This is a genomic window from Faecalibacterium sp., assembly GCF_052358865.1.
Classification (GTDB): domain Bacteria; phylum Bacillota; class Clostridia; order Oscillospirales; family Ruminococcaceae; genus Faecalibacterium; species Faecalibacterium butyricigenerans.
In genome coordinates this window covers 1-12,503 of record NZ_DAWCVJ010000073.1, presented here as the reverse complement: position 1 = coordinate 12,503, position 12,503 = coordinate 1, and the positions used below count along the sequence as shown (strand labels likewise).

Sequence of the window (12,503 nt, the reverse complement as noted above, 5' to 3'; positions counted from 1 at the left end):
GTATACTGAAAGAAATACCACGAAAAGGACGAGACATCCCATGGACGAAAAAGACCTGCTGATCTTCCTGACGCTGGCCGACACCGGCAACCTGACCCGCACCGCAGAAAAGCTCTACCTCTCCCAGCCCACCCTGAGCAAGCGGCTCCAGAACATGGAGGCAGATCTGGGGGCAGCGCTTTTCCTGCGCAGCAAACAGGGCGTCACCCTGACCCCCGCCGGGGAGGCCGCACGGGAGGTCATCCAGCGCACCGCCCGGGATCTCAACACCTTGCGAGAGCAGCTGCAGATGCGCAAGGACACCATCTGCGGCACCCTGCGCATCGAGGTCTCCATCGACTACTCCAAATACCGTCTGCCGCAGGTTCTGGCGGCCTACACGGCCCAGTACCCGGACGTCACCCTCAGAGTCTCCACCAACCACAGCCGTGACTGTCTCCGGACGCTGCAGGACAGCAGCGTCCACCTCGCCATCGTGCGGGGCGAATACGACTGGGACGAGGGCAAGATCCTGTTGGAGCGGGAGCCGGTCTGCCTTATCCGCAGCCGGGAGAATGCCAGCGTGCCCCTGCGCGAGCTGCGGTACATCGGCCGGGACTCCAACCCGGAGCACATGAGCATGAAAGCCCGCTGGCTGATGGAGCACAAGATGGAGCCGGACGCCCAGCTGAATGTGGATGGGCTGTCCACCTGCGTGGCCATGGTCAATGCCGGTCTTGGCTGGAGCATCGTGCCGTCCATCTGCCTGAACTACTTCGACGGCATCTCGGAGCCGCTCTTCTTCGCCGACGGCACCCCTCTCACCCGTTCTACTTATCTGCTCTACCGCAAGCGCGAAAGTGAGCTGCCGCAGGTGCGGGAGTTCATCCGGATGGTCTGCGCCATGAGCAGGCATTGAATCCCATCCCCTCTTCCAAAGAGAGACCGGCCCGCCCGGTCTCTCTTTTTTGCTGCCAAACCTGCGTGAAAGGGGTCATTTCCTGCGTGAATGACTGTCCTCAAGGCTGCGCGGGTGTGTTATAATAGGAGCGTAAGGAGGCATATGAGGATGGAGCTTCGATTCGCGGTCGTAGAAGACCGCCTGCCCGACGCCCAGCGGCTGGAAGGTCTGCTCCGGCTGGCGTTCGGCAATGGATACATTCTGGTCTGTGACCACTTCGAGAGCGGCGACGCCTTTTTGCAGGCGTTCCCCTCCCGGGCCTATCAGGCCGTTTTTCTGGACATCTGCATGGAGGGCACCAACGGCATCGACACAGCCCGCACCCTGCGCCGCACCGACCCGGACCTGCCGCTGGTCTTCGTGACCTCATCGCCGGAGTATGTGTGGGATGCATTTCCCGTCCACCCCTTCGATTATCTGCTCAAGCCCTACCGGGAAGAGAAGCTCTTTCAGCTGGCCGATGAGCTGCGGCGGGTGCTCTTCCGGGCCGAGCCGGAGCTGGACGTCCGCATCGCACGGCAGACCGTGCAGCTGCCACTGCGGAAGATCCAGTACGCCATGTCCCAGAACCACTATGTCCGGGTCGTCACCGATGACGGCGAGTGCCGGGCCGTCTCCACCTTCGCACAGGTGGAGCAGCTGCTGCGGGCGCAGGAAAATTTCCTCGTCTGCAACCGGGGCGTCATCCTGAACATGGACAAGGTGCTGCGGCTGGACGGCGACGCTTTCGAGATGCTGGACGGCACCCACCTGCCGGTGCGCCTGAAGGATAAAAACACCCTGTTCGCCCAGTTCACACAATACCAGTTCCGCCATATGCGGCGGGAGCTTTGACGACGAGAGGAGGCCCTGCCTTGGACATCACTTTATTCGGACGCTATTTTCTGGACCTCTCCATCCTCTACCCGGGGGCGTTCCTCTGCCTCGCCCCGCTGTGGGAGCATCTGAAAGCGCCCCGCCGCACTGCCCTGCTGACCGCCTTCCTCGTCACCGTCATCGACCTTGCGGCGGCGGCTCTCTGCACTGTCCTTGAGCTGAACAGCAATATGATGCTCCTGCCTATCTTCCTGACGGCATTCTGGCTGCTGCTCTGGCGGGTGGAGTCGACGGTCTCGACCGGGCAGACGGCCTTTCTCTTCTCCCTCTCTACCGTCATGATCGCCGTCTGCAATCTGCTCTCCATCGTGCTCAACGCCCGGGCCGAGGTGGACAACGACGCGCCGGTCTGCCTTGTCTCCACCGCCCTGCTCAAGCTGGGGCTGTCGGCGGTGCTCTGCATCCTCTTCTGGTTCACCGCGGTCCAGTGGAGCCGCTGGCTGCTGCGGGAATACCGGGGCGAAGCCTTCTGGCAGTCGGCGTGGCCGCTGCCCGCCATCTACGCGGCCTTCCTCATGTTCTGTATGCCGCTGGACCCGGGCGTCATCCTCATCAACCGGCTGATGATCATTTCCGTGCTGGCCGTCTCCATCTCGCTGCTGGGCATCTTCCTGCTGCTATATGAAATGTATCAGGTGGCCCGGGAGTACACCCGCAGCGCCCAGCTGGACCGGGAAAACCAGCTTCTGGCTGTGGAGTCCCGCCGCTACACCGAGCTTCGGGCCTATATGGAGCAGACGCGCCATCTGCGCCACGATTTCCGCCAGCACCTTCACGTCATCTCCGGTCTGACCGAGGCCGGACAGTTGGAGGAGCTGAAAAACTACCTCTGCCAGTACGAATCCGAGCTGAGTGAGGAGCGTCCCACCCTCTGCGCCAACCCCGCCGTGGATGCGCTGGCCGGGCACTACGACCATGAGGCCCGCCAGCTCGGCGTGCCAGTGGAATGGCGGCTGGAACTGCCCCGCCAGCTGCCCGTCCCGGAAGCCGACCTCTGCATGATGCTGGGCAACCTGCTGGAAAACGCCTTCCACGCCAGCCAGAAGCTCCCGCCCGAGCAACGGCAGGTGAAGGTGATGGCCCGGATGCTCAGCCCCGCCATGCTGGGCCTGCTGGTCGAAAACCGGTACGACGGCGTACTCAAGCGCCAGAAAGGCGCGCTCCACTCCACCAAGCACGACGGCATGGGCATCGGCCTCGTCTCCATCCAGACCACCGCAGCCAAATACGGCGGCTCCATGACCGTCGAGACCGAAAACGGCCTGTTCCGAGTGAATATCCTGCTGAATCTTTGACCCTGTGTCAGAGCCTCTCCCTCCGCATCCTTGCCCTCTCAGTCACCTTCGGTGACAGCTCTCCCAGAGGGAGAGCCTTTATGATACCCGCCAAGCACTTCATGACCGAATAAAAAAGGAGGACTCCACCATGAAAATGACCCGACGCAACTTCCTCAGCGCTTCCGCTCTCGCTCTGCTGTCCTGTCCGCTGGCCCCCACCGCCAGCGCGGCCAAGTCCGACAGCCTGTTGGCCGGCCTTTTCCACAGCGAAGACACCGCCCTGCCTTTGAAGCCCCTGACGGCAAAGGGCGTGGATGCGAACCCCTTTATGGGCAGCAGCGAGTCGAACATCCACCACGACTGCTACAACACCGACTCCACCGACGCCGTCCTCCCCGTAGGCATCTGCCCCGAGGTCAATGTGGCCATGGAAAAGACGAACCCCAATGCCTCCCCCGCCATCTTCTTCGACAACTTCGACAACCCCATCAGCCCCTTCCTCGGCGGTCTGGCCATCCGCGACCTCGACGCAGAGGAGGTACGGACCATCGGCTTTTTCTCCCCCGCAAAGCATGACGGCGGCGGCTACCTCATCCAAAGCTCCTATTCCTTCGTGGACGGGCGCAACCTCATCGTCTGCCCCACCAGCCACAACCACGTCCTGATGCTGCGGGCCACGGACGAGAGCGGCACGCCGCTGCCCGTTTTCCAGAAGGTGCTGGACATCAACATCAAGGAGGCTGCCGAGCGGGTGCTGGGCCGCAGCCTTGAGCAGAATCTGCTCTCCATCGTCTTTGACTACGACGGCAACCTCTGGTTCGTCACCGGCGGCTTCCGCATCTACCCCAGCCGCGGCCAGCAGGGTGCGATGGGCTATATCTCCCGTGCAGCCATCGACACCATCCTTGCAGGCGGCACCGCCGACCTCAGCCGCGAGGTGCACGTCTACGCCCCCGCCCCCGGCGAGGGTGCCGAAAACGGCATCGCCTCCTGCCGGGAGGGCGCAGTCATCCTCACGAACCTCGCCTGCTACCTGCTGCGGGCAAACGGCGGCGTAGAGGTCGTCTGGCGCACCCCCTACGACAGCGTGGGCGCAAAGGACAGCCGCGAGGGCGCAGCCACTACCGGCGGCGGTCTGGCGTGGGGCGGCGGCTGCTCGCCCTCTCTGAGCAGAGATTTGGTCTTCTTTACCGACAACCTCGAGGTCGTCAGCCTCATGGCCGTGGACATCCGCACCGGCGAGGTCGTGGCCAGCCATCCCGTTATCGACGAGCTGCCCGACAATATGCCGGTCTCCGTCGAAAACTCGGCCATCGTCTACGACCACGGCGACGGCAGAGTCAGCACCATCGTCTGCAACTGGTTCGGCGCAGGCAGCCCCAACCTCGCAAAGCCCGACAGCGATTCCTCCATCCAGAGCTACGAGAACATCTATGACCGGAACTGGCTGCTCAAGGGCAACTGCATGATCATGCCCGGTGTCGAGCGTGTGGACACCGTCCGCACTGCCGACGGCTGGGCCATGAAGAGCATTTGGTGCCGCGACGACCTCAGCGACACCTCCATGATGAAGCTCTCCACCGCCACCGGCTATATCTACGGCTTCGTGCAGGATGTGGACAGCGGTATGTGGCAGTACATCGTGCTGGACTTCGACACCGGCAGGACCGTCCTCACGGTGGACGTCGCCTCCCTCTACGGCTACAACAACATGGCCATCGGTATGTATGCAGGCCGGGACGGCAACAAGCTCTACTGCCCCACCGGCTACAAGGAACTGCTCCGCCTGCAGGACCGCTTCGTCTTCCTGCCCGAGATGCCCTACCGGAAGGTCGATCTGGATAAGACCTCCCGCCGGGTGCTTTCTGCCGACGCTTTCCATGCCGCAGGCGGCACAGGCATCCCCGCAAGCTGGCTGCACACCGTCACCCTCGACAACCTCCATCCCCAGACCACCGTTGCCTTCCGCATCAACGGCCTGACCGGGAACCCCGCCGACTACAAGCTCTTTGCCCTCGGCACGGACAGTCTCTACCACGAGGTGTCCGGCTGGCGCTTTGACGACGCCCCGGCCCGCTTCAGCGCGAAGAAGGTCTACACCGTCTGCGTCCCCGCACAGGACGGCGGCAGCTTCGACCTCTCCTCCGACGCCAAGGAGGTCACCCTCTCGGTGGTACTGGCCCGCTGAATCTGCAAAAAGGAGGCTCCTGCCATGAAAATGACCCGACGCGATTTTCTCAGGCTCTCTTCCGCCGCTGCCGCCGCCTGCGGCGTCACCCTTCTGCCGGCCCAGAAAGCCGATGCGGCTTCTGAGATCCAGACCCTGCTGGAAGAAGCGTACCTCTACGCCTTCCCGCTGGTGCTCGTGGACGCCACCAAGACCGTCTCCACCAACGCGAAGACCCCCTCCGCCAACCGCGCCCCCGTCAACCAGTTCATCCACGCCCGGAAGCTGCTGGACGCTTCCAGCCGCACCGTCGTCAGCCCCAATGTGGACACCATCTACACGCAGGCATGGCTGGACGTCAGCGCCGAGCCGCAAATTTACGTCGTGCCGGAGACCGACCGCTTCTTTAACGTGCAGGTGCTGGACGCATGGACGAACACCGCCGCCGTGCTGGAAGCGCCCGGGGCCTACGCCATCGCCTATTCCGGCTGGGAGGGCACCCTGCCCGAGGGCGTCCGGCACATCGACGTCCCCACCCGGACGGTCTGGACCATCGCCCGCATCATGCTCTCGGGGCCGGACGACCTGCCGAACGTGGCGGCGCTCCAGAGCCGGATGCAGCTGATGCCCCTCTCGGCCTACCCCGCCGGGCCGGACGCCGCGCCGGAGGGCAGTTATTCCCCGGAAAACGATTTCGTCCCGGTGGAAAAAGTCCTCGCCATGACGCCGCAGGAGTTTTTCGACACCGCCAACCGGCTGATGGAGACCGACCCGCCCGCCGAGGCGGACGCGCCCCTTCTCCGCAGCCTCGCGGCCCTCTCCGTCGGCCCGGGCGAGCGGTTCGACGCCTCCGTCCTCGGCCCCCTCGGCGGGCTGCGCTGGAAGCGGATGCTCCTTCAGCTCAAGAGCAGCCTCCGGGCGCAGGCCGCACGCTATGCCCGGCAGATGGGCCAGTGGACCTACTACGGCGACCCCATCGGCGATTTCGGCACGGCCTACGACTACCGCACCATGGTGGCCCTGATGGGCCTTGGGGCCAACACCACCGACGTCGCCATCTACCCGCGCACCTCCACCGACAGCACCGGGGCCGACCTCACCGGCAAAAAGACCTATACCCTCCACTTCGACGCCCTGCCGCCCACGGTGGGCACCGGATTCTGGTCGGTGACGGCCTACGGCGAGGACAACTTCCTCATCGATAACCCCATCAGCCGCTACTGCGTGAACGACCGCTCCGGCCTCCACCGGAACCCGGACGGTTCCATCGACGTCACCCTCTCCAAGGATGCGCCGGAGGATACCACCAACTGGCTCCCCGTCTCGGACGAGAAGTTCCACCTCTTCCTCCGCATCTACAAGCCCGACTGGACGGCGCTGGACAGCTTCCCGCCACCGGTCATCCGCGTGAAGTAACAAAAACGCCATCTGCGTCTCGGCGCAGATGGCGTTTTCATCGTTATCGCGTTTTACAGGGTGCTCAGCAGGCGGTGGCCGCCGTTCTGGTCGGCGGCATATCGGGTGGTGCGGCTGACCTGATTGTCCAGCGGCAGGCCCTCGGCGTAGCGTTTGAGGTTATGGATGAAGATGTCCACGATGTTGTCCAGCGTCTTGGGCAGACTGAACTTGCCGGAGTTGTGGGGGGTGATGATGGCCCCCGGCTCACCCCACAGCGGGTGGTCGGCGGGCAGCGGCTCGGGGTCGGTGACGTCGAGGCCCACGCCGAAGATCTTGCCGCTGCGCAGGGCGTCCACAAGGGCGTCGCTGTCCACGGTGGTGCCGCGGCCTACGTTGAGGAGGATGGCCCCATCCTTGCAGCGTGCAAAGCGCCCAGCGTCGAACATATGGTAGGTCTCCTCGGTGCCGGGCAGGCTCAGGGCGATAAGGTCGGCTTCGGGCAGCTCCTCATCCAGCTGGCTCTGGGCCACCACCCGCAGGCAGTAGTCCGGGCAGGGGGTGTCGGGGTGAACGGTACGGCGGACGCCCACCACCTCAGCGCCCAGCATATGAGCGCGGCGGGCAAAGTTGGAGCCGATGTCACCCATGCCGACGCAGAGCACCCGGGCCCCGGTGATGCCCCTCACAGGGCGGTCGATGGGGGCCCATTTGCGCTGGTTCTGGCGGTCGCGGTAGAGGAACATATCCTTCTGGATGCCAAGCCACATAGCCAGCATCCACTCACTGATGGCCAGACCATATGCGCCGGTGGCGTTGGTCACTACACAGTCCTCGGGCAGGACGCCGGGCTTCAGGTAGGGGTCCGGGCCGGCGGAGTTGGACTGGAACCACTCGATGTGCTTGTTCTGAGAGAGCATCGACACCGGGGCGTTGCCCAGCACCACATCGGCCCAGAGCACGTCTTCGGCGTGGACATCGTCCAGCGCGTTGAAGCGGAATTCAAACTCCGGCACAGAGGCCTCCAGCGCGGCGCGGTGGGCGTCGCTCAGGGGCAGACAGACCAAAACTTTTTTATGCATAGGGAACTCCTCACTTCCTGATCGTTCTTTTATAAGGATACACGTTTCTACCCTGCTCCGCAAGAGGGGGACCCGCCTTATTCTTAAGAATTCCTTAGGATTTTATCCCCCAAATCCCAAGAAGTATGTGATAAGCTGTCCCCAAAGCAGAAAAAATCTGCTATACTGATACCAAAGCAGCACAGGAAAGGAATCATACACTACGATGATCTCGGCTGCGCAGCGGGCAAAAAGATCCGCGTGCTCATCGCCGTAAAGAACGATTGAAACAGAGAAAGCCCTCTCGGCGCCGCCGAGAGGGCTTTCTCTTTGTATCAGGACTTATCCTTCAGCCAGCGCAGAGCGAACCAGCAAAAGGCCGCAGAGCCTTCGTAGAGGATGCTGTCATCGAACTTCACCTTGGGGTGATGCTGGCCGTAGCAGTACCCCTGTTCCGGGCTGCCTGCGGCGATGAACATACTCACCGTAGGCACCTCGTGGCTCACAAAGGCAAAGTCCTCGCTGCCGCCGCCGGGCTTGCCGCCGGTGAGGGCGGTCATATCCATTGCGCCCCGGCCCAGCAGCTCGGTCATATAGGCCATCGCGTTTCCGGCGAGGGCCTTGTCCACCACCATGCAGGGGCAGAAGTCGGCGAAGGACACCTCCGCCGTGCAACGGAATGCCGCTGCCACACCCTGCGCGATCTCGGTCATCCGGGTGCGGATCTGCTCGCCCACCTTGTTTTCCGGGTCGGTGGTGCGGATGGTGCCCCACATCTGGGCCATGTCCGGGATGACGTTGGAGGCTGCGCCCGCCTCGAAGCGGCCGGTGGTCAGCACCCCGACGTCGCCGGGCTTCAGCTCGCGGCTGTTGATCTCCTGCAGCGCGATGTGGATGTGGGCCGCAGCCGTAATGGGGTCGATGCAGTTTTCCGGCGTCGAGCCGTGGCCGCCCTTGCCCCTGACCACGATGTGGTACTGCTCACAGCTGGCCATGGTGATGCCGCCGCCCGGCACCAGCACCGTGCCCGTCGGCAGCGGCATCCCGGCCAGCACGTGGAACATGACCGCTGCGTCCACATGGGGGTCCTCCAGCAGGCCGTTGGCCAGCATATCCGGCGAGCCTTGGAAGATCTCCTCGGCGGGCTGGAATTCCAGCTTGACCGTGCCTTCCAGCTCGTCCTCGTGGGCCTTGAGCAGCTTTGCCGCACCCAGCAGCATGGCCGTGTGCATATCGTGGCCGCAGCCGTGCATCTTGCCGGGCACTTCCGAGCGGAACTCCTCGCCCGACTCCTCGGGGATGGGCAGCGCGTCCATGTCGGCACGCAGCAGGATGGTCCTGCCGGGCTTCTTTCCGCCCGCCAGCGCGAGGACGCCGGCCCTGCCGCAGTCCTTCGGCTCATAGCCCATCTCCGTCAGTGCCGTCTTGACCAGCGCCTTCGTCTGGGTCAGGTCGAAGCCCACCTCCGGGTGACGATGAAGGGTCCGCCGCCACTGTTGCAGCTGCGGTTCCAGCGTGCGGGACTCCTTCAGAAGCTCTTCCGGTGTGATATTCATACTCATCCGCTCCTTTGTTTTTGATTCAGAAAAAGCTCTCCCGAGGGAGAGCTTTCTTGCTATGGTCTTATTCAGCCCTCCGTGTGGCTTCCTTCGGGGTGGTACTTGGCGCAGGTGCACTTTTTCCACTTCAGGCCGCTGCCACAGGGGCAGGGGTCATTGCGGCCGATCTTGATGACCCGGACAGGCTGGCCCTTGGGCGCGCCCTTGGCACCGGGGGCACCGTTGCCAGGCACATAGCCCTCTCCGGTGGGCTTTGCCACCTGCTCACGCTTGGGGGCTGCGCCCGCCTCGCGCACCTCGATGGTCAGCAGCATCTTGATGCTGGACTCCCGGATGGAATCGACCATCTGGTCGAACATATCGAAGCCCTCGATGCGGTACTCGACGACGGGGTCCTTCTGGCCGTAGCCGCGCAGGGCGATGCCCTGACGCAGCTGGTCCATATTATCAATATGGTCCATCCACTGGCGGTCTACACACTTCAGCAGGCAGATACGCTCCAGCTCCCGCATCAGAGGTGCGCCGTAGCGCTGCTCCTTGTCGTTCAGGATGTCCATGCCGCGCTGATACAGCATATCGGCGATGCTCTCCTGCGAGATGTTGTCGTAATCGGCCACGGTGTAGTGGAAGTCCTCGTCGGTGGTCAGCCAGCCCAGATAGTGGCGGCGGAGTGCGCCGAAGTCCCACTCATCCTTCACGTCGCCTGCGAGGAACTGCTTGCAGCTGGACTCGATGTTCTCCTTCAGCATATTGTGCATCTCGGCGCTGATGTCCTCGCCGTTCAGCACCTTGTGGCGCTGGCCGTAGATGATCTCACGCTGCTGGTTCATGACGTCGTCGTACTTCAGGACGTTCTTGCGGATCTCGAAGTTGCGACCCTCGAGTTTCTTCTGGGCCGTCTCGATGGTGCTGGTGATCATCCGGTTCTCGATGGGGGTGTCCTCGTCGATGCCCAGCGTGCCCATCAGGCTCTGCACGCGGTCGCCGCCGAACAGGCGCATCAGGTCGTCCTCGAGGCTCAGGTAGAAGCGGGATGCACCGGGGTCGCCCTGACGGCCTGCACGGCCGCGCAGCTGGTTGTCGATACGGCGGCTCTCGTGGCGCTCGGTACCAATGATGAACAGACCGCCTGCGGCACGCACCTCCTCGGCCTCCGCCTCAGTCAGGGGCTTGTACTGGGCATACAGCTCATCGAAACGCTTGCGGACCGCCAGAATGTTGGCGTCGCTGGTCTCGCCGTGGCCGTCGGCCTCGATGAGCAGCTGTTCCACAGCGGCGGGCAGGGCCTCTTCGGGCTTTTCAGGGTTCAGCAGTTTCTCGCAGAAGTGCTCTTTCCGCATCTGGGCCTTTGCCATATACTCGGCGTTGCCGCCCAGCATAATATCCGTACCACGGCCTGCCATATTGGTGGCGATGGTGATCGCGCCCTTCTTGCCGGCCTGTGCGACGATCTCTGCCTCTCGCTCGTGGTTCTTGGCGTTCAGCACATTGAAGTCGCGGGTATACTTCTGCAGCATCTTGGCGAGAGTCTCGCTCTTCTCGACGCTGACCGTACCCACCAGAACAGGCTGACCATTCTTATGGCACTCCATGACCTGCTGGATGACCGCGTTGTACTTGCCGTTGATGGTCTTGTAGATGGCGTCCGGGTAGTCCTTGCGGACGTTGGGACGGTTGGTGGGGACGGTGACGATGTTCAGGCCATAAATTTCGGTGAACTCGGTGGCCTCCGTCTTGGCTGTGCCGGTCATACCGGCCAGCTTCTTGTACATACGGAAGTAATTCTGGAAGGTGATGGTGGCCAGCGTCTTGCTCTCAGCGGCGATCTTCACGCCCTCCTTGGCCTCGATGGCCTGATGCAGGCCCTCGTTGTACCGGCGGCCGATCATCAGGCGGCCCGTGAACTCATCGACGATGATGACTTCGCCATCCTTCACGACGTAGTCAATGTCCCGCTGCATCACGCCGTAGGCCTTGATGGCCTGATCGATGTGGTGGGCGAGGGGCATATTCTCAGCAGCGGCGAGGTTCTCGACCTTGAAATATTCCTCCGCCTTCTTGATGCCCTTGGCGGTCAGGGTGCAGGTCTTGTGCTTCTCGTCCACGACGTAATCGCCGTCGGCCTGCTCGTCAGCCTCCAGCTTGTCTTCCAGCTCGACCACGACGCTCTTGCGCAGGGTGCGGACAAAGCGGTCCACCTGCGTGTACAGGCTGGAGGAATCCTCACCGCGGCCGGAGATGATCAGGGGGGTGCGGGCCTCATCAATGAGGATGGAGTCCACCTCATCGACGATGGCGTAGACATGGCCGCGCTGCACCATGTTGTCCTTATAGGTCACCATATTGTCGCGCAGGTAGTCGAAGCCGAACTCATTGTTGGTTCCGTAGGTGATGTCGGCGTTGTAGGCCCCACGGCGGGCGTCGCCATCCATGCCCTGTACGATCAGGCCGACCGACAGACCCAGCCAGCGGTAAAGCTTGCCCATCCACTCGCTGTCGCGCTTGGCGAGGTAGTCATTGACGGTAACGATGTGGACGCCCTCGCCGGTCAGCGCATTCAGGTAGGCGGGCAGGGTCGCCACAAGGGTCTTGCCTTCACCGGTCTGCATCTCGGCGATGTCGCCCCGATGGAGGGCGATGCCGCCGGTGACCTGCACCGGGAAGTGCTTCATGCCCAGCACGCGCCATGCGGCCTCGCGGCAGACAGCGAAGGCGTCGGGCAGGATATTGTCCAGCGTTTTGCCGTCGGCCAGCTGCTGCTTCAGCGCGGGGGTCTGGGCCTGCAGCTCGGCGTCGGACATAGCCTGATACTTGCCTTCCAGTGCCAGCACCTGTTTGGTGAGGGGGTTGATCTTTTTCAGCTCCCGGTCAGAGAAGCTGCCAAAGAGTTTTTCAGCTAAGGACATTGGTCACACCTCATGATTCTTTAAAATAGCAAACGTCCGGGCTTTTTTCAGCCTCAAAACGAATATTCACATACAGATATATGATACACCAAAAGCGGCATCCCGTCAAACCCGACCGTGAATTTTAGCCGGTTATTGAATGAATTTTCTGTAAATTCCTTCGCTCTATCCAGCCGCAGCATGGGATCATCCTTTTTCGATGCAATAGCAGACGAGGTCTGTCGCACCGCGCACCGCATGGTGCACTGGCCACCTTCTTTTCTGGGTAAAAGAAAACCGCCCTGAGAACTCTCAGAGCGGCATATTCAAGTCGGCGACTACC

Annotated in this window: 8 protein-coding genes; 5 read left to right on the top strand and 3 right to left on the bottom strand. The window is 62.6% G+C overall.

Translation table 11 applies throughout. The annotated features are described in order from the left end of the window. The 5 genes from ACT8X9_RS10730 to ACT8X9_RS10710 all read left to right on the top strand — a co-directional run. Positions 1–898: LysR family transcriptional regulator (locus ACT8X9_RS10730; protein ID WP_444268975.1), on the top strand; the 898-nt coding region annotated here is incomplete at its 5' end. Positions 899–1,048: 150 nt separating this feature from the next. Further along, a complete protein-coding gene (locus tag ACT8X9_RS10725; protein ID WP_227619941.1) occupies positions 1,049–1,774 on the top strand; it encodes a LytR/AlgR family response regulator transcription factor in 726 nt (241 codons plus the stop codon). A 20-nt stretch (positions 1,775–1,794) separates the two neighbouring features. After that, the gene (locus ACT8X9_RS10720) at positions 1,795–3,111 is read left to right on the top strand and encodes a sensor histidine kinase (protein WP_444268974.1); all 1,317 of its coding nucleotides are present in this window, start codon (positions 1,795–1,797) and stop codon (positions 3,109–3,111) included. Between the two features lie 130 nt (positions 3,112–3,241). Next, on the top strand, positions 3,242–5,281 hold the full coding sequence (locus ACT8X9_RS10715; protein WP_444268973.1) for a hypothetical protein: 2,040 nt from the start codon (positions 3,242–3,244) through the stop codon (positions 5,279–5,281). Positions 5,282–5,305: 24 nt separating this feature from the next. Beyond that, complete coding sequence (locus tag ACT8X9_RS10710) at positions 5,306–6,676, top strand: DUF1254 domain-containing protein (protein ID WP_444268972.1); 1,371 nt, start codon at positions 5,306–5,308, stop codon at positions 6,674–6,676. Positions 6,677–6,729: 53 nt separating this feature from the next. Here the strand turns inward: ACT8X9_RS10710 and ACT8X9_RS10705 are convergent, their stop codons facing one another. The 3 genes from ACT8X9_RS10705 to secA form a co-directional block, all read right to left on the bottom strand. After that, complete coding sequence (locus ACT8X9_RS10705; protein WP_444268971.1) at positions 6,730–7,737, bottom strand: D-2-hydroxyacid dehydrogenase; 1,008 nt, start codon at positions 7,735–7,737, stop codon at positions 6,730–6,732. A 314-nt stretch (positions 7,738–8,051) separates the two neighbouring features. Continuing rightward, positions 8,052–9,272: a M20 metallopeptidase family protein gene (locus ACT8X9_RS10700; protein ID WP_444268970.1), complete on the bottom strand. Its 1,221-nt coding sequence runs from the start codon at positions 9,270–9,272 to the stop codon at positions 8,052–8,054. Positions 9,273–9,343: 71 nt separating this feature from the next. Continuing rightward, positions 9,344–12,181: a preprotein translocase subunit SecA gene (gene secA, locus ACT8X9_RS10695; RefSeq protein WP_444268969.1), complete on the bottom strand. Its 2,838-nt coding sequence runs from the start codon at positions 12,179–12,181 to the stop codon at positions 9,344–9,346. Positions 12,182–12,503 lie beyond the last annotated feature (322 nt).